Source organism: Streptomyces sp. NPDC006476 (assembly GCF_040612015.1).
Lineage (GTDB): Bacteria > Actinomycetota > Actinomycetes > Streptomycetales > Streptomycetaceae > Streptomyces > Streptomyces griseorubiginosus_B.
In genome coordinates, this window is record NZ_JBEXPK010000025.1 from 87,623 (window position 1) to 113,052 (window position 25,430).

Below are 25,430 nucleotides of genomic sequence, written 5' to 3' on the forward strand. Positions count from 1 at the left end.
ACCGGATAGCCCCCACGGCCCTGCTGATCACCGGGACGCTGGCCCTGACCGGCTGCGGCGGCTCCGGCGACACCAAGCCCGAACTGTCCGTCAGCTCCGCCTACATGCCCCAGCCGGTCACCGGCGACATGGCCGCGGGCTTCTTCACCGTCGTCAACAAGGGCGGCGCCAAGGACGAGCTGACCTCCGTCAGCAGCGGCGCCTCCGCCCGTGTCACCCTCCACGAGACCGTGGGGCAGTCCATGGAGCAGGTCACGTCCCTGGATGTGCCCGCGCACGGTCAACTCGTGTTCAAGAGCGGCGGCAACCACCTGATGTTCGAGAACCTGAAGCGGAAGCCGGTGCAGGGCGAGAAGGTGACCGTCGAACTGCACTTCGCCACATCCGATCCCATCACGATCGAGATGCCGGTGAAGTCGGCGACGTACAACCCTGCGACCGGCCACTGAGGGAAGGCACGACCGTGACACCGACCATCACCCCCCGCCGACTGCGGGCCCTGGTGCTGCTGTTCCTGGCCGTCGCCGGCGCGCTGCTCGCCGGTGCCGGACCGGCCTCGGCGCACGCCGCGCTGACCGGAAGCGACCCCGCGCAGGGGGTGGTGGTCGACAAAGCTCCCACCGAGGTCGCGCTGACCTTCTCCGAGAGGGTCGCCACCAACTCCGACTCCCTGCGCGTGCTCGATCCCAAGGGCAAGCGGGTCGACACCGCCAAGCCGTCGAACATCAGCGGCACCACATACGCCGTGCCCCTGCACAGCGGGCTGGCCGACGGCACCTACACGGTGTCCTGGCAGGTCGTGTCGGCGGACAGCCACCCCGTCGCCGGTGCCTTCACCTTCTCCATCGGCGCCCCGTCCAAGACCTCCGTCAAGGCGGTCGGCCAGGAGGTCGGCGGTGGGGTCGTCGGCTGGCTGTACGGCTTCGGGCGGTACATGTCGTACGCCGGCTTCATCGTGATGGTCGGCGGCGCGGCCTTCGTCCTCGGCTGCTGGCAGCGCGGATCGGGCGTACGGCCACTGCAGCGGCTCGTGGTCTCGGGGTGGCTCTCGCTCACCGCGGCGACCCTTCTGCTGCTCCTCCTGCGCGGCTCGTACACCAGCACGGGCAAGGTCGGCGACATCTTCGACCTGAGCCTGCTGGGACAGGTGCTGCAGACCAAGACGGGCGCGGCGCTGGTGTCCCGGCTGCTGCTGCTCGCCGCGGCGGCCCTGTTCATCGCCGTGCTGTTCGGTGCGTACGACAAGCGCGAGGACGACGAGAAGCGGGACCTGACGTTCGGGCTCGCGATCGGCGGGGTCGTGGTGTCCGCCGGGCTCGCGGCGAGCTGGGCGATGGCAGAGCACGCCTCGACCGGACTGCAGCCGGGGATCGCCATGCCGGTCGACGTGGTCCATCTGCTGGCCGTCGCGGCCTGGCTGGGCGGACTCACCGCCTTGCTGGTCGCCCTGTACCGCTCCCCGACCCCGATCGAGGCCTCCGCGGTACGGCGCTTCTCGACCGTCGCCTTCGGCAGTGTCCTGGCGCTGGTGGCGACCGGCGTCTACCAGTCCTGGCGCCAGCTCGGCTCCTGGTCGGCGTTCACCGACACCGCGTACGGACAGCTGCTGCTCGTCAAGATCGGGCTCGTGGCGCTGCTCGTCGGCATCGCGTCGATCTCGCGGCGCTGGACGGCCCGGCTGGTGGACACCGTGCCTGCCAAGGCGGGCAAGCGGGAGAAGGAGCACGTCAGCGCGGGCGCCGGCGGGAAGAAGGGGACCGCGGGCGGGACGAAGGCCACCGGCGACTCCAAGCGGGCCGCTCAGCTCGCCCGCCAGCAGGCGGCCATGGACACGGCACGGCAGAAGCAGCAGCGCGACGCCGACCCCCACCGGTTCGGGCTGCGGCGCTCCGTGCTCGCCGAGGCGGGGGTGGCCGTCGTACTGCTCGCCGTCACCACGGTGTTGACGCAGACCGAGCCGGGCCGTACCGAGCAGGACGCCAAGGCCGCCGCCGACTCCTCGTCGGCCTCCTCCTCCGCGTCGGACTCCTCCTCCGGCGCGCTCACGCTGACCATGCCCTTCGACACGGGCGGCACCGACGGCAAGGGCGTGGTGTCGGTCGACCTCGATCCCGCGGGCGTGGGCGCCAACGAGATGCACGTCTACGTCACCCGGCCCAACGGCCGCGCCTTCGACGTCCCCGAGGTGAAGGTCGCCTTCACCCTCGATGCCAAGAAGATCGGGCCGTTGCCCGTCTCTCCCGACCACGTCACCACCGGGCACTGGGCGGCGAACGGGGTGCAGATCCCGATGGCCGGCGACTGGAAGGTCGCCGTCACCGTGCGCACCTCCGACATCGACCAGGTGACCGTCTCCAAGAACGCGCAGATCGGCTGAACCGCACCATGGCTGACCAGACCAGTCCGGAGGCCCGGACCCAGCTCGACACGGGTGTCCCTCCGCAGACCCCCGCCCGGGACGGCATCTCGCGCCGCGCCCTGCTCGGCACCGCGGGCGCCACCGGGCTCGTGCTCGGCGCGGCAGGGGGTGCCGTGGGGTATGCGGCGGCACCCTCCGAGGCCACTCCGTTGGCCTCCGTCGGCGCGAACATGGCAATGTTTCACGGGAAACATCAGCCCGGCATCACCGACGGTCTCCAGGCGCGCGGCCACCTGGTGGCCTTCGACCTGGTGGCGGGCGCCGGCCGCAAGGAGGCGGCCGCACTGCTGCGCCGCTGGTCGGCGACGGCAGAGCGGTTCATGGCGGGCGAACCGGCGGCGAGCGACGACACGGACGTGGCCCGCGACGCCGGGCCCTCGTCGCTGACGATCACCTTCGGCTTCGGGCACAGCTTCTTCGCCCGGACCGGTCTGGAGAAGCAGCGGCCCGTCTCCCTCGACCCGCTGCCCGACTTCTCCTCCGACCAGCTCGACAAGGCCCGCAGCGACGGCGATCTGTGGGTGCAGATCGGCGCCGACGACGCCCTGGTCGCCTTCCACGCCCTGCGCGCGATCCAGAAGGACGCCGGGAGCGCGGCGAAGGTCCGCTGGCAGATGAACGGCTTCAACCGCACCCCGGGCGCCACGGCCCACCCCATGACGGCACGCAACCTCATGGGCCAGCTCGACGGCACGCGCAATCCCAAGCCGACGGACGCCGACTTCGACCAGCGCGTCTTCGTGCCGGCGTCCGGCTCGAAGGACCCGTCCTGGATGGCGAACGGCTCCTACGCTGTCGTACGTCGCATCCGGATGCTGCTGGACGACTGGGAGAAGCTCTCGCTCACCGCCCAGGAGAACGTCATCGGGCGCCGCAAGTCCAACGGCGCGCCGCTGTCGGGCGGCTCGGAGACGACCGCGATGGACCTGGAGAAGACGGACGCCAAGGGCGAGTACGTGGTCCCCGTCAACGCCCATGCCCGCATCACCCGGCCCGACCAGAACGGCGGGGCGGCGATCCTGCGGCGGCCGTTCTCCTACCACGACGGCATCGACGCCGACGGGGTGCCGGACGCGGGCCTGCTCTTTGTCTGCTGGCAGGCCGACCCGCTGCGCGGCTTCGTCACCATCCAGCGCAAGCTCGACCGCGGGGACGCCCTGTCGAAGTACGTCCGCCACGAGTCCAGCGGCCTGTTCGCGGTGCCGGGCGGCGCGGCGAAGGGGGAGTACGTGGGTCAGGCGCTGCTGGAGGGGTGACGGGCCGGGTGGGCGGTGCGGAAGGGCTCGGCGGGGGCGCGTGGGACGTACGGAGGGGCTTGACGGGGACGCGTGGGCTGCGCGAAGGGCTTCTCCGAGACGCGTGAGCCGTCTTCTACAAGGGCCATTAGGGTGAGGTCATGCCTGCGAGCTACGCCTATCTCGGTCCCGAGGGCACTTTCACGGAGGCCGCCCTGCGCACGCTGCCCGAGGCGGCCACGCGGGAGTTGGTCCCGTACGTGTCCGTCCAGTCCGCCCTCGACGCGGTCCGCTCCGGCGAGGCCGAGGCCGCGTTCGTGCCGATCGAGAACTCCGTAGAGGGCGGGATCACCACCACCCTCGACGAGCTGGTGGCGGGCGCGCCGCTGATGATCTACCGCGAGGTGCTGCTGTCGATCACCTTCGCGCTGCTGGTCAGGCCCGGCACGAAGCTGTCGGACGTCAAGACCGTCTCCGCGCACCCGGCCGCCCAGCCGCAGGTGCGCAACTGGCTGCGCGCGAACCTCCCGGACGCGCACTGGGAGTCGGCCGCCTCGAACGCGGACGCGGCCCGGCTGGTCCAGGAGGGTCAGTACGACGCCGCCTTCGCCGGTGAGTTCGCCGCCGCCCTGTACGGGCTGGACGCGCTGGAGACCGGCATCCACGACGCCGAGAACGCCCAGACCCGTTTCGTGCTGGTCGGCCGGCCCGCCCGTCCGGCGGCCCCGACCGGCGCGGACAAGACCTCGGTCGTGCTGTGGCAGCGTGACGACCACCCCGGCGGTCTGCGCGATCTGCTGGGCGAGTTCGCCACCCGCGGCATCAACCTGATGCTGCTCCAGTCCCGTCCGACCGGCGCCGGCATCGGCAACTACTGCTTCTGCATCGACGCCGAGGGCCATATCTCCGACCGCCGGGTGGCCGAGGCCCTGATGGGGCTGAAGCGGATCTGCCTGGAGGTGCGGTTCCTCGGTTCGTACCCGCGTGCGGACGTCGGCGTCGAGGACGTGAGCGCTCCACGGGCCGGGACCTCGGACGAGGAGTTCGTGGCGGCGTCGGACTGGGTGGCGCGCTGCCAGGACGGACGTTTCTAGCGTGTTAACGGACGCTGTAGACCAGTCCGACCTGCAGATTTTCGTTATCCACAGGAGTTATCCACAGGTCCGCTTCTCGACCTGGGGACAAGTCGACATCAAGGGGCGACCGTGTCGACAAATCTGCCCTCCGACCCCTGCCGCGTCCACATGCGAGCACATCACCGTTCGTCCACTCGTTTCCTTTAGGCAATCCTTTGGGGCGACCACTTTCCGCTCGAAAGTGAGGGTAAGACCTGGTTTGGGCAGGGAATCCTCACCGTGATCTCCCGGTTTCGGAGTGATCAATTCCGAAATCCACAGATCCTCCGCACAGCCTGTGGATAACTCTTCCGAGAGTGTGGACCCCTGTGGACAACCGATCCCCAAATCCCGCTCCGCACAAGGGATTCAGGTCAACCCGACGCCGACGGCATGATCCGTCTCGGGGAGTGGGACACCTTTTATTGACACCCTGCGCATTTCACCCATAACGCCATGTAAAGGTCTTTTCGTGATCGTTGGAATGGTTGAGTCGTGAGCCGTATCCCCGCACCGGTAGCCTTGGCCACGTGATTGACCTTCGCCTGCTCCGTGAGGACCCCGACCGTGTGCGCGCGTCCCAGCGCGCCCGTGGAGAGGACGTCGCGCTCGTCGACGCTCTCCTGTCTGCCGACGAGCGGCGCAGGTCCTCCGGCGTCCGCTTCGACGAGCTCCGCGCCGAGCAGCGCCAGCTCGGCAAGCTGATCCCCAAGGCCTCGGGTGACGAGAAGGCCGAGCTGCTGAAGAAGGCCGGCCAGCTCGCCGCCGACGTGAAGGCCGCCGACGCCGAGCGCGACGCGGCCGACGCCGAGGCCCGGGAGCTGCTGCTCCAGCTCGGCAACCTCGTCCACCCCGACGTGCCCGTCGGCGGCGAGGAGGACTTCGTCACCCTCGAGACGCACGGCACGATCCGCGACTTCGGCGCCGAGGGCTTCGAGCCCAAGGACCACCTGGAGCTCGGCACCCTGCTCGGCGCGATCGACGTGGAGCGCGGCGCCAAAGTCTCCGGCTCCCGCTTCTACTTCCTCACCGGCGTCGGCGCCCTGCTCGAGCTGGCGCTCGTCAACGCCGCGATCGCCCAGGCCACAGCAGCCGGCTTCACGCCGATGCTGACGCCCGCCTTGGTGCGCCCCCAGTCGATGGCGGGCACGGGCTTCCTCGGCCAGGCGGCCCAGGACGTCTACCACCTCGACAACGACGACCTCTACCTGGTCGGCACCTCCGAGGTCCCTCTCGCCGCGTACCACATGGACGAGATCCTCGACGCCGACCGCCTGCCGCTGCGCTACGCCGGCTTCTCGCCGTGCTTCCGCCGCGAGGCCGGCTCGCACGGCAAGGACACCCGGGGCATCTTCCGCGTCCACCAGTTCGACAAGGTGGAGATGTTCTCCTACGTCGCCCCCGAGGACTCCGAGGCGGAGCACCGGCGGCTGCTGGAGTGGGAGAAGCAGTGGCTGAGCTCGCTGGAGCTGCCGTTCCGCGTCATCGACGTGGCCTCCGCCGACCTCGGCGCCTCGGCCGCCCGCAAGTTCGACTGCGAGGCGTGGATCCCGACCCAGGGCAAGTACCGCGAGCTGACCTCCACCTCGGACTGCACCGAGTTCCAGTCCCGGCGGCTGCAGATCCGCGTCCGTGACGGCAAGCAGGTCAAGCCGCTGGCGACGCTCAACGGCACGCTGTGCGCCGTACCGCGCACGATCGTGGCGATCCTGGAGAACCACCAGCAGGCCGACGGCTCCGTGTACGTGCCGCCGGTACTGCGCCCGTACCTGGGCGGCCGGGAGGTCCTGGAGCCGGTCGCCAAGTGACCGACTTCCCCTACCGGCTGGTCGCGACCGACCTGGACGGAACGCTGCTGCGCTCCGACGAGTCGGTCTCGCGGCGCACCCGTGACGCGCTCGCCGCAGCCGCCGCGGCGGGCGCCGCGCACATCGTCGTCACCGGCCGCGGAGCGCCGTGGACCCGGCACATCCTCGACGACCTCGGCTACGACGGCCTCGCCGTCTGCGGTCAGGGCGCCCAGGTCTACGACGCCAAGGAGCACCGGCTTCTGACGTCCGTGACGCTGGACCGGCAGCTGGCCGGTCTCGCCCTGGCCAAGATCGAGGCGGAGGTCGGCCCCCTGCACCTGGCGGCGAGCCGGGACGGGCTGTACGGCGACGTCCTGGTCGGTCCGGGGTACGCGGTCACCGGCTCACTGCCCGCCGTTCCGTTCACGGACGCGGCCGACCTGTGGGCCGCCCCGCTGAACAAGATCTACATACAGCATCCGACGCTCGGCGACGACGAACTGGCCGAGGCGGCCCGCCAAGCCGCCGGTGGCTTCGTCACAGTGGCGATGGCGGGCGCGGGCATCGTGGAACTGCTGCCGCTGGGTCTGTCGAAGGCGACGGGACTGTCGCTGGCGGCGCGCAGGCTCGGTGTGAAGGCGGCGGAGACCATCGCCTTCGGCGACATGCCGAACGACATCCCGATGTTCGCCTGGGCGTCCTACGGGGTGGCCATGGCCAACGCCCACGAGGAGCTCAAGGCGGTGGCCGACGAGGTGACGGCCTCCAACGAGGAGGACGGGATCGCGGTGGTGCTGGAGCGGTTGTTGGCGTAGCCGCCTCAGGTCCACGCAGCTGCGGGCAGTCGCGCCGCTGGAGCGGCACGGGTGGGCGCAGCGGCACCTGTCGGCGCCTAGTCGCGCGACCGGCCCGTGCCGCTCCAGCGGTGGGTGCCCCCTTGCAGCAGGGGGCGACAGGGAAGGCGGCCCACGCCGGCGCAGCGCGCCGCGTGCTCGAAGCGGCCGCCCCGGGCAGTTGCTGAAAGTGGACTCGACGGTGGGGTAACTACACCGGAGTCCTCCGTGAACTGCCCTGGCGGGGGCTCGACGGACTGTCGTGCATGGACATCGCCGGCTCCTCTCCCAGAACGTGGCGCCGGACTCGTCGTCCGGCGGTGTGGACACAGCCACTGTGCCTGTCGGACGAGTTGGACGCCACCGAATAAAACGGCCGTACGACGGTCTACCGCCGACGCCACTTCCGGCGGCGCCCCTTGCTGAAGAACCACCCGGCGGGCGGCTCGTCGGAGCGCCAGGGCTGCGGCTCCGGTTCCTCGGTGCGCCAGCGGGCGGCGAGCATCCGGGCGCGGGCTGAGGGTTCGGTCGTCTCGGCGGACCGTATGAAGTTCTCGTCCAGGACGAGATCGTCCCAGTTGTCTGCCATCCCCATTCCTCTCAGCCCACTCTTCCCTTTTGCCCAGTGTGCCCGGACAGGGGTGAAGTCCCTGTCAACAAGGCCTGCGTCTACTCCTCGCCCGCCAGCGTCAGCGACCGCAGCTTCTGTCCCGCGTACCAGGTGGCCAGGACGGTCACCACGACCAGGAACACCGTCGCCGTGGTCAGACCGACGTCCGAGGTCACCAGGTCCCCGCCGGCCACCTTGTGGGCGACGGCCAGCGACCACTGCTGGACGCTGAGCGTGCGCGCACCGGGCACCAGGGAGCCGAACAGGGCCTCCCAGACGAGGGCGTAGACGAGTCCGAAGACCACCGCGTGCCGGGACACCGTGCCCAGCAGCAGGAACAGCGCCGCGTACGCGATCGAGGAGACCAGGGCCGCGACCGTGTAGGCGACCGCGATCTGCTGGCCGTTGCCGTTGAGGATGAACCCGGCGATCAAGGTCGGCAGCGCCGAGAAGACCATCGTGACCGCGATCGCCACGATCAGCTTGGTGAAGATGATCGTCGGACGCTTGAGCGGCTTGGACAGCAGGTACACCACCGAGCCGTCGTCGATCTCCGGGCCGATCGCGCCCGTACCGGCGATGACACCGATGATGGGCACCATCGTGGCGAGCGCGAGGCCGCCCAGCAGGTCGGAGGCCGTCTGGTCGTCGGCTCCGGCGAGGGCGCGGACGACGACGGAGATGACGATGAGCAGCAGGGGCAGTGCCCCCAGGATGAGGGCCCGGCGCCGGCCGAGCAGGGCCCGGTAGGTGAGCCGGGCGACTGTGGGGTCGTACATCTTCGGCCTCCTACGCCGCGACCAGGTAAGAGAAGACGGACTCGAGGGACTCGTCGGACGGCGAGACCGTGAGCAGCCGGATGCCGTGGTCACGGGCGACCCGGGGCAGCAGGGCGGTGAAGCGGCCGAAGTCGACGGCCTGGACGCGCAACGCGCCCTCCGCGAGGTCGACCTCGATGCCGGACGTGGACGGGTCGGCGATCAGCGCGGCCGCGAGGGCGCGGTCGTCGCTGGAGCGGACCAGGTAGCGGTGCGGGCGGTCGGTCATCAGCCGGCGGATCTTGCGGAAGTCGCCGCTGGCCGCGTGCCGTCCGGCCACGACGACCTCGATGTGCCAGGCGAGCTGCTCGACCTCTTCGAGGATGTGGGACGAGAACAGCACCGTGCGGCCCTCGTCGCCCATGCGCCGCAGCAGGTCCATCAGCTGCATCCGCTGGCGCGGGTCCATGCCGTTGAAGGGCTCGTCCAGCAGGAGCAGCGAGGGGTCGTGGACCAGCGCGGACGCCATCTTCACGCGCTGGCGCATGCCCTTGGAGTAGGTGGAGATCTTGCGGTCCTGCGCGTACTCCATCTCGACCGTCGCGAGAGCCCGTTGGGCGGCCTTCTCGCCCAGACCGTGCAACTCCGCGTTGGCGACGACGAATTCGCGTCCGGTGAGGAAGTCGTACATCGCCTCGCGCTCGGGGACGATGCCGATGTGCTTGTAGACCGCCTCGTTGCGCCACACCTGCTCGCCGTCGAGGGTGACGGTGCCGGTGGAGGGGGCGAGGAAGCCCGCCATCATGTTGATGAGGGTCGACTTCCCGGCGCCGTTGGGGCCGAGCAGGCCGGTGACGCCGGGGCCGATGGTCATGGTGATGTCGTTGACGGCGACCACGTTGCCGAACCAGCGGGAGACGTGGTCGATGGAGAGCGTGGTCACAGTCCCACCTTCTTGTAGCGGCGCATCAGGAGGCCGTAGCAGGCGGCGATCAGGCCCAGGACGACCAGCACGTACACCGCGCCCTCGCCGTTGCTGGGGCCGACCGCGCCGGGGAACGCCGAACTCGCGCCGAGGAAGGCCGACTGGACGCCGTCGATGAGCGTGACGGGCGAGAAGAGCCCGATCCAGGGGATGGCGCCGCTGCTGTTCTGCGCGTCGGCGATGGCCTGCAGCGTGGAGACGGCGCCGTAGGAGATGGTCAGTACGGCGATGACGGCCGCGATGCCGAAGCCGCGCCGGGGCGTCACCGAGGCGATGACCAGGCCGATGCCGGCGAAGAGCAGGGAGAGCAGTGCCACGGAGACCAGCCCCTGTGCGAACCCCTTGGTCTGGTGGGCGAAGTCGAGTTTGGCCAGCAGCGCACCCACGTAGAGCACGATCAGCGGGGCGGCGGTGAGGACGAACATCGCGGAGGCCAGCGCCGCGTACTTCGCGCGGACGTAGTCGGCGGTCTCGATCGGCCGCGAGAAGTACAGCGGGACGGTCTTGAAGCGCAGGTCCCGGGAGACGGACTGGGGCGCCTGCGAGGCGACGTACAGGCTGATGACGGCCTGCATGATGATCGCGTAGCGCGTGTAGTCGACGGGCAGTTCCTTGGCCTTGGTGGCGACCGCGACGGCGACCATGATGGCCGCGGGCACGCACATCACCACGAACAGCAGCATCGGCAGCACCTTGGACTTGATGGAGCGTCCGAGGCCGTAGGCGCCGCGCAGCGACTGCGAGTAGAGGGAACGGGTGGCGTAGGAGCGGCCGAGGCGGGGGCCGTCGTAGTTGCGGTAGCCGATGTTGTGGATGCGGGTCTGGTCACCCGGTACAGCGGCCGTGGGGTGCTCAACTGCCATTGACTGCCGCCTCCTTGCGCTGCTCGTCCTCGGTGGTGAAGACCTCCGAGATGTGGTGCCGGCGCTGCTCCATGCGCACGAGGCCCAGGCCCAGGTCGGCGACGACGTCACGGACCAGGTCGTAGGTCTCCTCGCCCTGCGCGGTCAGCAGCAGGATGTGGCCCGCGCCCGGCAGGCCGCTGCCCGCCTCGACGGTCACCCCGCGCGCGTGCAGCGCCTCGCGCACCGCGCGCGTGCCGTCGGGGTGCGCGTCGGTGTCGGTGACCTCGACCGCGAGGGTGGTCGTGGTCTGGGTGAAGTCCGTGGTGGAGCTGGAACGCAGCAGCTTGCCGCCGTCGATGACGACGACGTGGTCGCAGGTGCGTTCGAGTTCGCCCAGGAGATGGGAGGTGACCAGGACCGAGATCCCGAAGTCGGTGTGGATGCGGCGGATCAGGCCGAGCATCTCGTCACGGCCGACCGGGTCGAGGCCGTTGGTCGGCTCGTCCAGGAAGACCAGCTGCGGGTCGTGCACCAGGGCCTGCGCGAGCTTCACGCGCTGCTTCATGCCGGTCGAGTAGCCGCCGATGGGGCGGTAGCGCTCCTCGTACAGGCCGACGTGGCGCAGGGTGTCGGCGGTGCGCTCGCGGGCGGCGGTCGGCGGCAGGCCCGACATACGGGCCATGTGCACGACGAACTCGGTCGCCGAGACGTCCGGCGGCAGGCAGTCGTGCTCCGGCATGTAGCCGACACGCTCGCGGATGGCGGCACCCTTGGTCGCGACGTCGAGCCCGAGCACTTCGGCTCGGCCCTCGGAGGCGGGGGACAGACCCAGCAGGATCTTGATCAGTGTGGACTTGCCGGCTCCGTTCGCTCCGACGAGTCCGGTCACACCGGGCCCGACGTCGACGGAGAGCCGGTCAAGCGCGGTCACCCGGGGGAACCGCTTGCTCAGGCTTTCGGTCGCGATCACAGTCACGCTTCGAAGGTAGTGACCTGGACCACCCCTGTAGTCAGACCCGAGGGCCGTCTTCGTCTCAGTCTCCAGACGTACGGGTCCATGGGGGATTCCCCTACCTGAGAGCTACGCAGAGTTATCCACAGCCCGGAACCCGGCTGTTGACGCAGCCACTGACAACTGTCACATTCACCGGTGTCACGTTACGGACACGTACCGCGGTCGAGGTACGACGAGGGTGGGCGGTGGCATGACGACGGCAGTGACGGGCGAACTCTCGGCGCGGCTGAGGGGGTTCAGAAGGGTGCAGCGCCTCGCCTACGAGTGCGCCGAGGCGGTCGCCGCCCGGCTGCGACCGGGGGTGACCGAGCGGGAGGCGGCCCGCATGCAGCGGTCCTGGCTGCGCGAGCGGGGCGTGCGGGACTGGTTCCATCTGCCCTTCGCCTGGTTCGGCGACCGCACCGCGTTCGTGAACTTCCGCGTCCCCCTGCAGTTCTTCCCGACCGACCGGCGCCTGGAGCCGGGAATGCCGTTCATCCTCGACATGGCTCCCGTCCTCGACGGTTGCACCGCGGACATCGGCTACTCCGGCTCCCTCGGCCCCAACCCGGTGCAGGACCGGCTCATGGCGGACCTGGAGGCGCACCGGGAGCTGATCCTGCGCGAGGTGCGCGAGCGGCGCCCGCTGCGCGAGATCTACGAGGACGTGGACCGCCTCATGGTCCGCCAGGGCTACGCCAACCGGCACCGCGCCTACCCCTTCGGCGTGATCGCCCACAAGGTCGACCGGGTGAAGCGGCATCGCTGGTCACCGCACGTCTTCGGGTTCGGCACCCACGCGCTCAAGGGCCTCGCCTCCGACGCGCTGCGCGGTCACCGCGAGGGCTGGTCGCCGCTGTGGTCGCCCCACCGCTTCTCCGACCACCCGCCGCAGCCGGGTCTGTGGGCGGTGGAGCCCCATCTCGGCTTCCGGGGCACGGGTGCGAAGTTCGAGGAGATCCTGGTCGTGACCGACTCGCGGGATCCCCTGCAGAGCGCCTTCTGGCTGGACGACGATCTGCCGCACGTGCGGCGCTGGGCGGAGGAGAAGTGACGGCACTGGAGGGCGCGCGCGAGCGCCGGGTGCACACCGGGGGCATCGAGTTGTGCGTCGCCGAACTGGGCGATCCCGGGCGGCCGACGGTCGTGCTGGTGCACGGCTACCCGGACAGCAAGGAGGTGTGGTCCGAGGTGGCCCCACGGCTGGCCGACCGCTTCCACGTCGTGCTGTACGACGTCCGCGGACACGGCCGTTCGACGGCGCCGCGGCCCCTGCGCGGCGGCTTCACCCTGGAGAAGCTGACCGACGACTTCCTGGCGGTGATCGACGCCGTCAGCCCGGACCGCCCGGTGCACGTCGTGGGGCACGACTGGGGCTCGGTGCAGTCCTGGGAGTTCGTCACCGTCCGGCGCACCGAGGGACGCATCGCCTCCTTCACGTCGATGTCCGGCCCGTCCCTGGACCACTTCGGCCACTGGATCGACGGCCGCCTGAAGCGGCCCACCCCGCGCCGCGTCGGCCAGCTGCTCGGCCAGGGCGCCAAGTCCTGGTACGTGTACCTGCTGCACACGCCCGTGCTGCCCGAGCTGGCCTGGCGCGGCCCCCTCGGCAAGCGCTGGCCCGCCATCCTTCAGCGCCTTGAGAAGGTGCCCGGCGGCGACTACCCCACCTCCTCGCTGCCCCGGGACGCGGCGCACGGGGCGTGGCTGTACCGGGACAACGTCCGCGCCCGACTGCGCAGGCCGCGCGCCGACGCCTACGCGCACGCGCCCGTGCAGCTCATCACGCCCCTGGGGGACGCGTTCCTCTCCGAACGCCTCTACGACGGACTGGAGCAGTGGGTTCCCCGGCTGACCCGCCGCACGCTGCCGGCCAAGCACTGGATCCCACGCACCCGGCCCGACCAACTGGCCGCCTGGATCACCGAGTTCGTCACCGCCACCGAGGGAGGCAGGAGCGAACCGGCGGCCACCGGCAGGTACGCCGACCGGTTCGGCGGGCAGCTCGTGCTGGTCACCGGCGCGGGCAGCGGCATCGGCCGGGCCACGGCGTTCGCGTTCGCCGAGGCGGGCGCGCGCGTGGTAGCCGTCGACCGGGACGCCGAGGCCGCCGCGCGCACCGCGGAACTGTCCCGGTTGATCGGTGCTCGCGAGGCGTGGGCGGAGACGGTCGACGTCTCCGACGAGCAGGCCATGGAGAAGCTCGCCGACAAGGTCGCCGCCGAGTACGGCGTGGTGGACGTCCTCGTCAACAACGCGGGGATCGGCCTGGGCGGCTCCTTCTTCGACACGACCCCGCAGGACTGGAGGAAGGTCCTCGACGTCAACCTGTGGGGGGTCATCCACGGCTGCCGGCTCTTCGGGAGGCAGATGGCCGAGCGCGGCCAGGGCGGCCACATCGTCAACACCGCGTCGGCGGCGGCCTACCAGCCGTCCAGGGCGCTGCCCGCCTACAGCACCTCCAAGGCGGCGGTGCTGATGCTGAGCGAGTGCCTGCGCGCCGAACTCGCCGGTCGGGGAATCGGCGTGAGCGCCATATGTCCCGGCTTCGTCAACACGAACATCACCTCCACCGCGCGCTTCGCGGGCGTGGACGCGGAGGAGGAGAAGCGGCGACAGAAAAGGACGGCACGGCTGTACGGCCTGAGGAACTACCCGCCGGAGAAGGTCGCCGACGCGATCCTGAAGGCGGTCGTGCGCAACCAGGCCGTCGTGCCCGTCACCCCCGAGGCGCGGGGCGCCCGGCTCATGTCCCGCCTCACCCCGCGCGCGTTGCGGGCGATCGCACGACTGGAGCCACCGCTGTGAGCGCGCCGATCACGCCCCGGCGGGTGTCCTTCGACTGGTCGCGCACGCCGCTGCACTGGATACCGGGCGAGCCGACCGCGACGCACGTGATCAATGTGCTGCACCTGCTGCTGCCGGCGGGTGAGCGGTGGTTCGTGAAGGTGTTCAAGGAAGGGCTGCCGCTGGTCACGGATCCCGAACTGCTCGCGGACGTCAGGGGGTTCATGGGCCAGGAGGCCACACACAGCGTGCAGCACGCGTACGTGCTGGACCACCTGGCGGCCCTGCGGCTCGACACCGCGGACTTCACCCGGTACGTCGACTTCCTCTTCGAGAGGCTGCTGGGCGAGCGGCCTCCGCTGAACGCGCCGCTGCCCGCGCGCGAGTGGCTGCGCTTCCGGCTCGCGGTCGTCGCCGCGATCGAACAGTTCACGGCGGTGCTCGGCGACTGGATCCTGACCGCCGACGGCCTCGACGCGGCCGGCGCCGACGAGGTCATGCTCGACCTGCTGCGCTGGCACGGCGCCGAGGAGGTCGAACACCGGGCGGTCGCCTTCGACATGTACCAGCACTGCGGCGGCACCGGCGCGCCCCGTTACGCCCGCCGCCTCGCCGCGATGGCCGTGACCGCGCCCGTGATGCTGTACCTGTGGGTATGGGGAACGGCGTACCTGATGCACCACGACCCGCAGCTCCCCGGCCGTGCCCGCTACTCCCTGGCAGAGCACAACAAGGCCGTGCGCAAAGGTCTGCTGCCGGCCTGGAAGGACCTCGGAGCGGCGATTCCGCGGTACTTCCGGCGGTCCTACCACCCTTCGCGGGAAGGCTCGTTGAGCCGCGCGGTCGCGTACCTGCGCAGGTCACCCGCCGCGGGGACGGCGGCGTGAGCGGGACGGCCGGATACCGGATCGAGGATCTGGCGCACCGCAGCGGCGCCACGGTCCGTACGATCCGCGCCTACCAGGACCGCGGGCTGCTCCCCCGTCCCGAACGCCGTGGCCGTGCCAACGTCTACTCCGAGGCCCATCTCGTCCGACTGCGCCAGATCGCCGACCTCCTCGACCGCGGCTACACCCTGGCGTCCATCAGGGAGCTCCTGGAGGCGTGGGACGCCGGCCGGGGGCTCGGCGGAGTGCTGGGGCTGGTCGCCGAGGTGGACGGGCCGTGGTCCGACGAGGAGGCGGTACGGATCTCACGCACCGAGCTGGCCGAACGGTTCGGCGGCTCCCCCGACGACCAGGCGGTCGCCGAGGCGGTGGAGCTCGGGGTGCTGGAGCCGGTGCCCGGCGACGAGGGCTTCTTCCTCGTGCCCAGCCCCCAAGAGCTCGCCGTCGCGGCCGAGTTGTACGCCGCGGGCGTGCCGCTGTCCGCGATCTCCGGTCATCTGCGGGAGTTGAGGGGACAGGTCGAGCACATCGCCGCCCGTTTCCTGGAGTTCACCACGGAGCACGTGTTCGCTCGCTATCTGCGGGGACCGCACCGTCCGACCGACGCGGACGCGGCCGAGGCGGCCTCCCTGGTACGGCGGCTGCGGCCGCTGGCGCAGCAGACGGTGGACGCGGAACTGGCGCGGGCGATGCGGTCGTTGGCGGTGCGGCATCTCCGGCGGCAGTTGGAGAGGGACGAGATGCCGGAGGAGCGGGCGGTGTCACGCTCCGTATTCCTGCCCGAGGAGACAATCCGGGCGGTGGAGGGACTGGTTGGGGCGGAGCGGGTGGCCCAGTTCGTGGCGCTGGCGGCTGAACGGGAGGTGCGGGCGCGGGAGTTGGACGCGCTCACGTCAAGGGGTGGGCCCCCAGTCGATCTTGACGAAGAGGGCTGACTTGTCGGGGAGTTGTCCACAGAACTACCAAGTAGCCTGTGGATAACTACAGTTGGTTGTGGATCAAACCTCCGCGCGAAAATAATCTGCGTGATGCGCGTCTCTCCCGTCATGCTGAGCGGATGGATGAAAGACGCACCGTCAAGGTGTCCAAGTACCTCTCGAAGCACCTGCGCCACCAGCCCGAGCGGATCGGGCTCACGCTGGACGAGGCCGGCTGGGTCGAGATCGACGTGCTGATCGCCGCGGCCGCCGCCCACGGCTTCCGCTTCACCCGCGACGAACTCGACCATGTGGTCGCCCACAACGACAAGAAGCGCTTCGCGATCGACGGCACCCGGATCCGCGCCAGTCAGGGCCACAGCATCGAGGTCGAACTGGGTCTCCCCCCGGCGACCCCGCCGCCGTACCTCTACCACGGCACCGTGGCCCGCAACCTGGACGCGATCCGTGCCGAGGGGCTGCGCCCCATGAACCGGCACGACGTCCATCTCTCCGCCGACCGCGAGACGGCGACCCGGGTCGGCGCACGGCGCGGACGGCCCGTCGTGCTCTCCGTGGACGCGGGCGGCATGCACCGCGACGGCCATGTCTTCCACGTCAGCGCCAACGGCGTGTGGCTGACGCAGGCCGTACCGCCGCGGCACCTGAGGTTCCCCGAAGCGCACTGAGCCCTGCATGATCCAAGGTATGGACCGTCTCCCCACCACCCAGGCCGCCGTCAACGCCCTTCGCGCCATCGCGGCCGAGTACGGGCGCGAGATCGAGGTGAGCCACGACATCGGCGCCGACCAGACCTCCCGCCGCACCGCCGCGGGCATCGGTGTCACCACCGATCCGGACGGCTCCCTTCCCCACGAGGCGTATGCCGAGTTCGGCGGACTGCCCCGGGTGAGTGTGCGGCTCTACCCGGACGACGACGCGCTGATCGAAGTCGAGGGCGTCCAGTGCCCCGACGTCGCCCGCGACGACGTCCCCGCCTTCCTCCGGTCCCTCTTCGACGATCGCGCCCACGTCAAGAGCCGCCGCTTTCTGCCCGGCCACTTCCTGATCGTGCCGCTGCCCGGGGACCGTACGCATCGCGAGTACGTGCCGATGCTCACCCTCACGCCCTGGCTCAGCGGCCGCGTGCGATGACCGTCAGTGCCCGTTTCACGTGAAACCCTCTCTCCCGCTTACGCTCGACACATGAGTCTGCGCTTGAGCACCGTGATCCTTCCGCACCGCCGCTGGCACGAGGGCGGCCGCACGGCATGGCAGCGGGCCGAGCAGCTCGGCTTCCACACCGCCTACACCTACGACCATCTCTCCTGGCGCGTCCCGTTCCGGGACGGCCCGTGGTTCGGGGCCCTGCCGACGCTCACCGCCGCCGCGGCCGTCACCGAACGACTGCGTCTGGGCACGCTGGTGACCTCGCCGAACTTCCGGCACCCGGTCACCCTCGCCAAGGAGCTGATCTCCCTCGACGACATCTCCGGCGGCCGGATCACCCTCGGCATCGGCGCGGGCGGCACCGGGTTCGACGCCACCGCACTCGGCCAGGAGCCGTGGACCCCGCGCGAACGGGCGAACCGTCTCGCCGAGTTCGTGCCGCTGCTGGACCGGCTGTTGACCGAGGACGAGGTGTCGTACGGGGGTGACTTCTACTCGGCGCACGAGGCACGCAACATCCCCGGCTGTGTACAGCGGCCCCGGCTGCCCTTCGCCATCGCCGCCACCGGGCCCCGCGGGCTGAAGCTCGCCGCACGGTACGGACAGGCATGGGTGACCACGGGGGACCCCAGGCTGTACGAGAACGGCACTCCTGAACAGTCGGTTCAAGCCATTCGCGGACAGGCCGAGAACCTCGCCGACGCGTGCGCCGCGATCGGCCGGAGCGCGACGGACATGGACAAGATCCTGCTCACCGGCTTCACCCCGGACCGTGGCCGTCCGCTGGAGTCGCTGGACGCGTTCGTGGACTTCGCGGGCCGGCACCGGGAGCTCGGCTTCACCGAGATCGTGATCCACTGGCCCGTCCCCGACACCGTCTTCGCCGCCGACGAGAAGGTCTTCGAGCAGATCGCCATGGAGGCGCCCGCCCAGCTGGGCTGACCGCGACAGGGTGTCGTCTGTGCACCGCCTGTGGGCACTCCCGCACGGTCGCGCGGGCATATGCGGGAGAATGGCGCGGTGACCTCAGCGACTCGACAGCCCGAGACCCCGGCCGCCGCCGTACCGCCGCGGCTCATAGCCACCGATCTCGACGGCACCCTGCTGCGGGACGACAAGTCGGTCTCCCCGCGCACGGTCGCCGCTCTCGCCGCCGCTGAGGAAGCGGGCATCGAGGTCTTCTTCGTCACCGGACGGCCGGCCCGCTGGATGGACGTCGTCAGCGACCATGTGCACGGCCACGGCCTGGCGATCTGCGGCAACGGCGCCGCCGTGGTCGATCTGCACGGCGGCCCCGGCGCCCACCGCTTCGTGAAGGTGCGCGAGCTGGCGCGGGAGAACGCGCTGGACGCCGCGTTGCTGCTGCGGGAGGCGGCACCGGGCACGGTGTACGCGATCGAGCAGACCTACGGCTTCCACCAGGAGCCTGACTATCCCGCCCTGCACATGGAGATCCCGGACAACCTCGCCCCGGCCGAGGACCTGCTCGCGCCCGACGGCCCGGGCGCCGAGGAGCCGGTCCTGAAGATCCTCGCCTACCATCCCACGGTCGACCCGGACGCCTTCCTCACCCTGGCCCGCCTCGCCATCGGCGACCGCGCCACCGTCACCCGCTCCAGCCCCAGCGCGCTGCTCGAGCTCAGCGGCCCGGGCGTCTCCAAGGCCAGCACACTCGCCCTGTGCTGCGCCGAGCGCGGCATCTCGCACGAGGAGGTCGTCGCCTTCGGGGACATGCCGAACGACGTCGAGATGCTGACCTGGGCGGGCCGCTCGTACGCCATGGGCAACGCCCACCCCGACGTCATCGCGGCCGCGTCCGGCCGGACGGTCGCCAACAACGACGACGGGGTGGCGGTCGTGATCGAGCGGATGCTGGCGCAGCGGGCGTAGTCCGGCCGACAGGAAACGGCAGACCGTTCCGCTCCTACGCGGCTCCCAGCACCAGCGACTCCGTCTCCGCCTCCCGCTCCACCATCGCCCGCAGCGGCCCGGGGACGGCGGCCAGTTCGGCGTACGTCCCGCGCTGCACGACTCGTCCCCCGTCGAGTACGACAACCTCGTCCACCGCCTCCAGCCCGGCCAGCCGGTGCGTGATGAGCAGGGTCGTACGGCCCTCGGTGGCGGCCAGCAGATCGGCGGTGAGCGCGTCGGCCGTCGCAAGGTCGAGGTGCTCGGCGGGCTCGTCGAGCACCAGCACCGGGAAGTCGGCCAGCAGCGCGCGGGCCAGCGCGAGCCGCTGCCGCTGCCCGCCGGACAGCCGTGCCCCGTGTTCGCCGACGAGCGTGTCGAGCCCGTCTGGCAGACCGTCGGCCCAGTCCAGCAGCCGGGCACGCCGCAGACAGTCCCGCAGTTCGTCCTCGGTGGCGTCCTTCTTCGCCAGCAGCAGGTTCTCGCGCACCGAGCTGTCGAAGAGGTGCGCGTCCTGCGCACACAGCCCGACGAGCTTGCGGACATCGTCGCCGTCGAGGGTGTACGCGTCCACGCCGGCCAGCGTGTAGGAGCCCGCGTCGGCGTCCAGGAACCGCAGCAGCACCTGCGCCAGCGTGGTCTTGCCGGAGCCGGAGGGCCCGACCACGGCGATCCGGCGCCCTTGGGCGAGGGTGAGGTCGAGGCCGGCGAGGGCGTCCCGGTCCTGGCCCGCGTACCGGGCGGTGAGGCCCCGGAGGGCGACCGGGAACGGGGAGGCGGGCGCCTGCCTGGGCTGCCGCGGCTCCCGTACGGGTTCGGGCGCGTCCAGGACCTCGTGGACGCGCTCCGCGCTCCTGCGCACCCGCTGGCGGTACTGCACGGCCAGGGGCAGCCCGAGAACGGCCTCGAAGGCGGCCAGCGGGGTGAGCACGACCACGGCCATCGCCACGCCGCTCAACCGGCCGTCGGCGACACCCTGGGCGCCCGCGAGGGCGGCCGCGGCGACGGTCAGGCCGGAGATCAGCGCGGTGAGTCCGTCGCCGAGCGCGGTCGCGGTGGCCGCGCGGGAGGCGATCCGGGTGAGCGTGCCGTCGGCCCGCCGCGCCTCGGCGGTACGGGCGGGCAGGGCGTCGGCGACCGTCAGCTCGGCGGTGCCGGTGAGCAGGTCGGTCACGCGCGTCGCCAGGACCCCCCGGGCAGGAGCCAGTCGGCGCTCCGCGCGCCGCGACACCATGGCGGTGACCAGGGGGACACCGACGCCTGCCGCCAGCAGGCCGACGGCGAGGACCGCGCCCGCCTCGGGGAGCAGCCATGCCGTGAAGCCGGCGGAAGCGGCGGAGACGATCACCGCGGCACCGGCGGGCAGCAGCCAGCGCAGCCAGTAGTCCTGCAACGCGTCCACGTCGGCGACCAACCGCGACAGCAGGTCGCCCCGGCGGGTGTCGCGCAGCCCGGCGGGCGCCAGCCGCTCCAGGCGCCGGTAGACGGCGACCCGGGTGTCGGCGAGCATCCGCAGCACCGCGTCGTGCGACACCAGGCGCTCCGCGTACCGGAACACGGCCCGCCCGATACCGAACGCCCGCGTCGCCGTCACCGCCACCATCAGATACAGCACCGGCGGCTGCTGCGAGGCGCGCGAGATGAGCCACCCGGAGGTCGCCATCAGTCCGACGGCGCTGCCGAGGGCGAGGGAGCCGAGCAGGAGGGCGAGGGCGAGACGGCTGCGGCGGGGGCCGGACATGGCACGGACACGGCGGAGGACGCCGCCTTTGGTCGTCCGGGGCTCGGTGGGCGCGGCGGCATCGAGGGCGATGTCCTGGACGGTCTCCCGCTCAGCGCGGGGTGCCCCGGAAGCCCGGTTCTCCACGGGAACGGGGACCGACGGTTCCGCCAGCCGGACGACCCGGTCCGCCACCCCGAGCAGCGCCGGCCGATGCACCACCAGCAGCACCGTCCGCCCGACCGCGAGCCGCCGTACCGCCTCCACGACCTCGGCCTCGGTGGCCCCGTCCAGCGCGGCCGTCGGCTCGTCGAGCAGCAACACCGGCCGGTCCGCGAGGAACGCCCGCGCCAGGGCCAGCCGCTGCCGCTGACCGGCGGACAGACCCACACCGTCCTCGCCGAGCACCGTCTCGGCACCGGCGGGCAGCGCGTCCACGAACTCCAGCGCACCGGCATCCGCCAGCGCCCTGCGTACGGCAGCCTCGTCGGCGTCGGGACGGGCCAGCCGTACATTCTCGGCGATGGTCCCGGCGAACAGATGCGGCCGCTGCGGCACCCAGGCGACCCGTGAGCGCCACTGCTGCGGATCGACGTCGGTGAGGTCGGCGCCGCCGATCCGCACCCGCCCCTCACTGGCCGGCACGAACCCCAACAGCACGTTCAGCAGCGTCGACTTGCCCGCACCACTCGGTCCGACCAGCGCGACCGTCTCTCCGGGACGCACCGAGAAGGACACGTCCGACACGGCGTCCTCAGCCCGGCCCGGGTACCGGACGGAAACCCCTTCGAACGCCACAGCGCCCGTCGGCACCGCTGCCGTGCCCGACGCCGGAACGGGTGTCTCCAGCACGGCGAAGATCTCCTCGGCGGCGGCGAGACCTTCCGCCGCGGCGTGGTACTGCGCTCCGACCTGCCGCAGCGGCAGATACGCCTCGGGGGCGAGCACCAGGATGACGAGACCGATGTACAGGTCCATCTCGCCGTGGACCAGCCGCATGCCGATCGTCACGGCGACCAGTGCCACCGAGAGCGTCGAGAGCAGTTCCAGGGCAAAGGAGGAGATGAAGGCGATGCGCAGGGTCCGCATGGTCGCCTGCCGGTACTCGCCGGTGATGCGCTTGATCGACTCGGCCTGCGCCTTGGCCCGGCCGAACACCTTCAGCGTCGGCAGCCCCGCCACGACGTCCAGGAAGTGCCCGGACAACCGGGACAGCAGCTTCCACTGACGGTCCATCCGGGACTGCGTCGCCCAGCCGATCAGCATCATGAAGACGGGGATGAGCGGCAGCGTGCCGATGATGATCGCCGCCGAGACCCAGTCCTCGGTGACGATCCGGGCCAGCACGGCCACCGGCACGACCACCGCCAGCCCCAGCTGCGGCAGATACCGCGAGAAGTAGTCGTCGAGGGCGTCGACTCCGCGCGTGGCCAGGGCGACGAGCGAGCCGGTCCGCTGGCCGCTCAACCACCCCGGACCCAGCGCGCCGGCCCGCTCCAGCAGCCTCCCCCGCAGTTCCGACTTCACCGCGGCGCTGGCCCGATGGGCGGCGAGTTCCGTGAGCCAGGAGACCAGCGCCCGGCCACAGGCGACGGCTGCCAACAACAGCAGGGGAGTGCGGAGTTCGGCGACCGGCATCCCGTGCTGGAAGGCTCCGACCACCACTTCGGCGATGAGCATGGCCTGAGCGATGACCAGCGCCGCACCGACCGCACCCAGGCCGACGACCGCCACCATGAACAGGCGGGTGGCGCGGGCATATCGGAGCAGGCGCGGGTCGACCGGTTTCACGTGAAACACACCCTCTTCTCAAAGGGCATGTTTCACGTGAAACATGCCCCAAACCGGAATCAGTGCGCGGCCTCGGCGAGGTGCTGCGTACCGATCCGCTTGCGGAACACCCAGTAGGTCCAGCCCTGGTAGAGCAGCACGATCGGCGTGGCGATCCCGGCGCACCAGGTCATGATCTTCAGGGTGTAGGGGCTCGACGAGGCGTTGGTGACCGTGAGACTCCAGTCCTCGTTGAGCGACGACGGCATGACGTTCGGGAAGAGGGAGAGGAAGAGCATCGCCACCGCGGCCACGATCGTGACACCGGACAGCGCGAACGACCATCCCTCCCGTCCGGCCTGGTTCGCCACCAGCGCCGCGACCAGAGCGGCCACGGCCACGACGAGCGCGACCAGGCTCTTGGCGTCGCCGCTGTCGACCTGCGTCCACAGCAGGAACACCAGCGCCAGCGCGGCGGTCACGAGCCCCACCTTGAGGGCCAGCTTCCGCGCCCGTTCCCGGATGTCACCGACGGTCTTGAGCGCGGTGAACACCGCCCCGTGGAAGGTGAACAGCGTCAGCGTCACCAGGCCGCCGAGCAGGGCGTACGGGTTGAGCAGGTCCCAGACGTTGCCGACGTACTCGAAGTTCTTGTCGATCTTCACGCCCCGCACGATGTTGCCGAAGGCCACGCCCCAGAGGAAGGCGGGGAGCAGCGAGGTCCAGAAGATCGCGGTCTCCCAGTTGCGCTGCCAGTTCTCCTCGGGCCGCTTCGCGCGGTACTCGAAGGCGACTCCGCGGACGATCAGGCAGACCAGGATGACCAGCAGCGGCAGGTAAAAGCCGGAGAAGAGGGTGGCGTACCACTCGGGGAAGGCGGCGAAGGTCGCGCCGCCCGCCGTGAGCAGCCACACCTCGTTACCGTCCCAGACGGGGCCGATGGTGTTGATCAGCACCCGCTTCTCGGGCCGGTCGCGGGCCAGCAGCCTGGTGAGGATGCCGACCCCGAAGTCGAAGCCCTCCAGGAAGAAGTAGCCGGTCCACAGGACGGCGATGAGGACGAACCAGACGTCGTGAAGTTGCATGACTCGATCTCCCTGGGCCTAGTACGAGAAGGCCATCGGCTTGTCGGCGTCACGGGAGTCGCCGCCGATCTTCGTGGGCGGGTTGAGGTCGGCCTCGGTGAGTTCGGGCGGTCCGGCCTTGACGTACTTCACCAGCAGCTTGACCTCGACGACGGCGAGGATCGCGTACAACGTGGTGAAAGTGATCATCGAGGTGAGGACCTCGGCCTGGGAGACACCGGGGGAGACCGCGTGCCGGGTCTGCAGGACGCCGTAGACGACCCACGGCTGCCGGCCCATCTCGGTGAAGATCCAGCCCCAGGAGTTGGCGATCAGCGGGAAGCCCAGGGTCCAGATGGCCACCAGCCAGTACAGCCTGCTGAGCTTCGGGTTGAGCGCCTTGTTCCGGAACAGGACCAGATGCGGCACCTCGTCCTCGCCCACCCTCAGGTGTTGGGGCAGCATGAACTTCTTGCGGGTCAGCCAGAGCCCGAGCAGGCCGATCGCGAAGGACGCCATGCCGAAGCCGATCATCCAGCGGAACGCCCAGAAGGTGACGGGGATGATGGGCCGGTAGTCGCCGGGCCCGTACTTGGCCTGCTCGGCCTTGTTGGTGTCGTTGATGCCGGGAACATAGGAGTTGAAGTCGTCGTCGGCGAGGAAGGACAGCACACCCGGGACCGAGAGCTCGACCGTGTTGTGGCCCTTGCTGACATCGCCGTAGGCGAAGACCGAGAACGGCGCCGACTTCTGGCCGTCCCACAGTGCCTCGGCAGCGGCCATCTTCATCGGCTGCTGCTTGAACATGACCTTGCCGAGCGTGTCCCCGCTGATCGCGGTGAGCAGTCCGGCGATGACGACCGTGATCAGACCCAGACGCAGCGAGGTCTTCATCACGGGGATGTGCTTCTTGCGGAACAGGTGGAAGGCCGCGATGCCGACCATGAACGCGCCACCCGTCAGGAAGGACGCGGTGAGCGTGTGGAAGGCCTGCGCGAGCGCGGTGTTCTGGGTGAGGACGGCCCCGAAGTCGGTGAGCTCGGCGCGGCCCTTGGCCTTGTTGATCCGGTAGCCGACCGGATGCTGCATCCAGGAGTTGGCCGCGAGGATGAAGTACGCCGACAGGATCGTGCCGAGCGAGACCATCCAGATACAGGCCAGATGGATCTTCTTCGGCAGCTTGTCCCAGCCGAAGATCCACAGACCGATGAAGGTCGACTCGAAGAAGAAGGCGATCAGGGCCTCGAAGGCGAGCGGAGCGCCGAAGATGTCGCCGACGAAGCGCGAGTAGTCGGACCAGTTCATGCCGAACTGGAACTCCTGCACGATGCCCGTGACCACGCCCATCGCGATGTTGATCAGGAAGAGCTTGCCCCAGAACTTCGTCGCCCTGAGGTACTTCTCGTTCTCCGTGCGCACCCATGCGGTCTGAAGGCCGGCCGTCAGGGCGGCGAGCGAGATCGTCAGGGGGACGAACAGGAAGTGGTAGACGGTGGTGATGCCGAACTGCCATCGCGCCAGGGTCTCCGGCGCCAAAGCCAGGTCCACGTCGCCGCTCCTTACCTCACAGGCTGGTGGAACTTATGCTCGTACGAGCGCTTGTGAAAGCGTTCACATTCACAA

Annotated in this window: 22 protein-coding genes; 14 read left to right on the forward strand and 8 right to left on the reverse strand. The window is 70.4% G+C overall.

Annotation, left to right across the window (positions count from 1 at the left end):
- Positions 1 to 5 precede the first annotated feature (5 nt).
- From ABZZ74_RS27285 to ABZZ74_RS27310, 6 genes are all read left to right on the forward strand, one after another.
- Positions 6 to 449 carry a copper chaperone PCu(A)C gene (locus tag ABZZ74_RS27285; RefSeq protein ID WP_356769308.1) on the forward strand — a complete coding sequence of 148 codons (444 nt, stop codon included), beginning with the start codon at positions 6 to 8 and terminating at the stop codon, positions 447 to 449.
- 14 nt (positions 450 to 463) lie between these two features.
- Complete coding sequence (locus ABZZ74_RS27290; RefSeq protein WP_356769214.1) at positions 464 to 2,377, forward strand: copper resistance protein CopC; 1,914 nt, start codon at positions 464 to 466, stop codon at positions 2,375 to 2,377.
- An 8-nt stretch (positions 2,378 to 2,385) separates the two neighbouring features.
- Entirely contained in the window at positions 2,386 to 3,675 is a 1,290-nt protein-coding gene (gene efeB, locus ABZZ74_RS27295; protein WP_356769216.1) for an iron uptake transporter deferrochelatase/peroxidase subunit, read from the forward strand.
- Positions 3,676 to 3,815: 140 nt separating this feature from the next.
- Positions 3,816 to 4,748 carry a prephenate dehydratase gene (pheA, locus tag ABZZ74_RS27300; RefSeq protein WP_356769218.1) on the forward strand — a complete coding sequence of 311 codons (933 nt, stop codon included), beginning with the start codon at positions 3,816 to 3,818 and terminating at the stop codon, positions 4,746 to 4,748.
- A 551-nt stretch (positions 4,749 to 5,299) separates the two neighbouring features.
- Positions 5,300 to 6,577 carry a serine--tRNA ligase gene (gene serS, locus ABZZ74_RS27305; protein WP_356769220.1) on the forward strand — a complete coding sequence of 426 codons (1,278 nt, stop codon included), beginning with the start codon at positions 5,300 to 5,302 and terminating at the stop codon, positions 6,575 to 6,577.
- Positions 6,574 to 7,374 (forward strand): HAD family hydrolase, encoded by an 801-nt coding sequence (locus ABZZ74_RS27310; RefSeq protein WP_356769222.1) that lies wholly within the window; start codon positions 6,574 to 6,576, stop codon positions 7,372 to 7,374. The genes serS and ABZZ74_RS27310 overlap by 4 nt, the downstream gene beginning before the upstream one ends.
- Positions 7,375 to 7,780: 406 nt before the next feature.
- Here ABZZ74_RS27310 and ABZZ74_RS27315 read toward each other — a convergent pair whose 3' ends face one another.
- The 5 genes from ABZZ74_RS27315 to ABZZ74_RS27335 form a co-directional block, all read right to left on the reverse strand.
- Positions 7,781 to 7,981, reverse strand: coding sequence for a hypothetical protein (locus ABZZ74_RS27315; protein ID WP_208777941.1), 201 nt, complete (start codon positions 7,979 to 7,981; stop codon positions 7,781 to 7,783).
- Between the two features lie 80 nt (positions 7,982 to 8,061).
- Complete coding sequence (locus ABZZ74_RS27320) at positions 8,062 to 8,781, reverse strand: ABC transporter permease (protein ID WP_356769224.1); 720 nt, start codon at positions 8,779 to 8,781, stop codon at positions 8,062 to 8,064.
- Between the two features lie 10 nt (positions 8,782 to 8,791).
- On the reverse strand, positions 8,792 to 9,703 hold the full coding sequence (locus ABZZ74_RS27325) for an ABC transporter ATP-binding protein (protein ID WP_356769226.1): 912 nt from the start codon (positions 9,701 to 9,703) through the stop codon (positions 8,792 to 8,794).
- Complete coding sequence (locus tag ABZZ74_RS27330) at positions 9,700 to 10,608, reverse strand: ABC transporter permease (RefSeq protein WP_356769228.1); 909 nt, start codon at positions 10,606 to 10,608, stop codon at positions 9,700 to 9,702. The genes ABZZ74_RS27325 and ABZZ74_RS27330 overlap by 4 nt, the downstream gene beginning before the upstream one ends.
- Entirely contained in the window at positions 10,598 to 11,560 is a 963-nt protein-coding gene (locus tag ABZZ74_RS27335; protein ID WP_356769310.1) for an ABC transporter ATP-binding protein, read from the reverse strand. Before ABZZ74_RS27335 ends, ABZZ74_RS27330 begins: the two co-directional genes overlap by 11 nt.
- A 235-nt stretch (positions 11,561 to 11,795) precedes the next feature.
- On the opposite strand from ABZZ74_RS27335, the gene ABZZ74_RS27340 reads away from it, so the two are divergent.
- The 8 genes from ABZZ74_RS27340 to ABZZ74_RS27375 all read left to right on the forward strand — a co-directional run bounded on the left by ABZZ74_RS27340 (position 11,796) and on the right by ABZZ74_RS27375 (position 19,235).
- Complete coding sequence (locus ABZZ74_RS27340; RefSeq protein WP_356769230.1) at positions 11,796 to 12,638, forward strand: M24 family metallopeptidase; 843 nt, start codon at positions 11,796 to 11,798, stop codon at positions 12,636 to 12,638.
- The gene (locus tag ABZZ74_RS27345) at positions 12,635 to 14,392 is read left to right on the forward strand and encodes an SDR family oxidoreductase (RefSeq protein WP_356769232.1); all 1,758 of its coding nucleotides are present in this window, start codon (positions 12,635 to 12,637) and stop codon (positions 14,390 to 14,392) included. The genes ABZZ74_RS27340 and ABZZ74_RS27345 overlap by 4 nt, the downstream gene beginning before the upstream one ends.
- A complete protein-coding gene (locus tag ABZZ74_RS27350) occupies positions 14,389 to 15,258 on the forward strand; it encodes a metal-dependent hydrolase (protein WP_356769234.1) in 870 nt (289 codons plus the stop codon). The genes ABZZ74_RS27345 and ABZZ74_RS27350 overlap by 4 nt, the downstream gene beginning before the upstream one ends.
- The gene (locus tag ABZZ74_RS27355; protein WP_356769236.1) at positions 15,255 to 16,193 is read left to right on the forward strand and encodes a MerR family transcriptional regulator; all 939 of its coding nucleotides are present in this window, start codon (positions 15,255 to 15,257) and stop codon (positions 16,191 to 16,193) included. Before ABZZ74_RS27350 ends, ABZZ74_RS27355 begins: the two co-directional genes overlap by 4 nt.
- Positions 16,194 to 16,315: 122 nt before the next feature.
- Positions 16,316 to 16,864, forward strand: coding sequence for an RNA 2'-phosphotransferase (locus tag ABZZ74_RS27360; protein WP_356769238.1), 549 nt, complete (start codon positions 16,316 to 16,318; stop codon positions 16,862 to 16,864).
- A gap of 19 nt (positions 16,865 to 16,883) precedes the next feature.
- A complete protein-coding gene (locus tag ABZZ74_RS27365) occupies positions 16,884 to 17,330 on the forward strand; it encodes a hypothetical protein (protein WP_356769240.1) in 447 nt (148 codons plus the stop codon).
- 51 nt (positions 17,331 to 17,381) lie between these two features.
- A complete protein-coding gene (locus tag ABZZ74_RS27370) occupies positions 17,382 to 18,287 on the forward strand; it encodes an LLM class flavin-dependent oxidoreductase (protein ID WP_356769242.1) in 906 nt (301 codons plus the stop codon).
- Positions 18,288 to 18,365: 78 nt separating this feature from the next.
- Complete coding sequence (locus ABZZ74_RS27375; RefSeq protein ID WP_356769244.1) at positions 18,366 to 19,235, forward strand: HAD hydrolase family protein; 870 nt, start codon at positions 18,366 to 18,368, stop codon at positions 19,233 to 19,235.
- Positions 19,236 to 19,269: 34 nt separating this feature from the next.
- Here the strand turns inward: ABZZ74_RS27375 and cydD are convergent, their stop codons facing one another.
- The 3 genes from cydD to ABZZ74_RS27390 are packed head-to-tail and all read right to left on the reverse strand — an operon-like array spanning position 19,270 to position 25,355.
- On the reverse strand, positions 19,270 to 22,764 hold the full coding sequence (cydD, locus tag ABZZ74_RS27380) for a thiol reductant ABC exporter subunit CydD (protein ID WP_356769246.1): 3,495 nt from the start codon (positions 22,762 to 22,764) through the stop codon (positions 19,270 to 19,272).
- A gap of 59 nt (positions 22,765 to 22,823) precedes the next feature.
- Positions 22,824 to 23,828 carry a cytochrome d ubiquinol oxidase subunit II gene (gene cydB, locus ABZZ74_RS27385; protein ID WP_356769248.1) on the reverse strand — a complete coding sequence of 335 codons (1,005 nt, stop codon included), beginning with the start codon at positions 23,826 to 23,828 and terminating at the stop codon, positions 22,824 to 22,826.
- Positions 23,829 to 23,846: 18 nt separating this feature from the next.
- The gene (locus ABZZ74_RS27390; RefSeq protein WP_356769250.1) at positions 23,847 to 25,355 is read right to left on the reverse strand and encodes a cytochrome ubiquinol oxidase subunit I; all 1,509 of its coding nucleotides are present in this window, start codon (positions 25,353 to 25,355) and stop codon (positions 23,847 to 23,849) included.
- Positions 25,356 to 25,430 lie beyond the last annotated feature (75 nt).

Coding starts and splice junctions, on each gene's coding strand:
- efeB (WP_356769216.1), top strand. CDS start 2,386: ATGGCTGACCAGACCAGTCCGGAGGCCCGGACCCAGCTCGACACGGGT.
- pheA (WP_356769218.1), top strand. CDS start 3,816: ATGCCTGCGAGCTACGCCTATCTCGGTCCCGAGGGCACTTTCACGGAG.
- ABZZ74_RS27315 (WP_208777941.1), bottom strand. CDS start 7,981: ATGGCAGACAACTGGGACGATCTCGTCCTGGACGAGAACTTCATACGG.
- ABZZ74_RS27320 (WP_356769224.1), bottom strand. CDS start 8,781: ATGTACGACCCCACAGTCGCCCGGCTCACCTACCGGGCCCTGCTCGGC.
- ABZZ74_RS27330 (WP_356769228.1), bottom strand. CDS start 10,608: ATGGCAGTTGAGCACCCCACGGCCGCTGTACCGGGTGACCAGACCCGC.
- ABZZ74_RS27340 (WP_356769230.1), top strand. CDS start 11,796: ATGACGACGGCAGTGACGGGCGAACTCTCGGCGCGGCTGAGGGGGTTC.
- ABZZ74_RS27360 (WP_356769238.1), top strand. CDS start 16,316: ATGGATGAAAGACGCACCGTCAAGGTGTCCAAGTACCTCTCGAAGCAC.
- ABZZ74_RS27365 (WP_356769240.1), top strand. CDS start 16,884: ATGGACCGTCTCCCCACCACCCAGGCCGCCGTCAACGCCCTTCGCGCC.
- ABZZ74_RS27370 (WP_356769242.1), top strand. CDS start 17,382: ATGAGTCTGCGCTTGAGCACCGTGATCCTTCCGCACCGCCGCTGGCAC.
- cydB (WP_356769248.1), bottom strand. CDS start 23,828: ATGCAACTTCACGACGTCTGGTTCGTCCTCATCGCCGTCCTGTGGACC.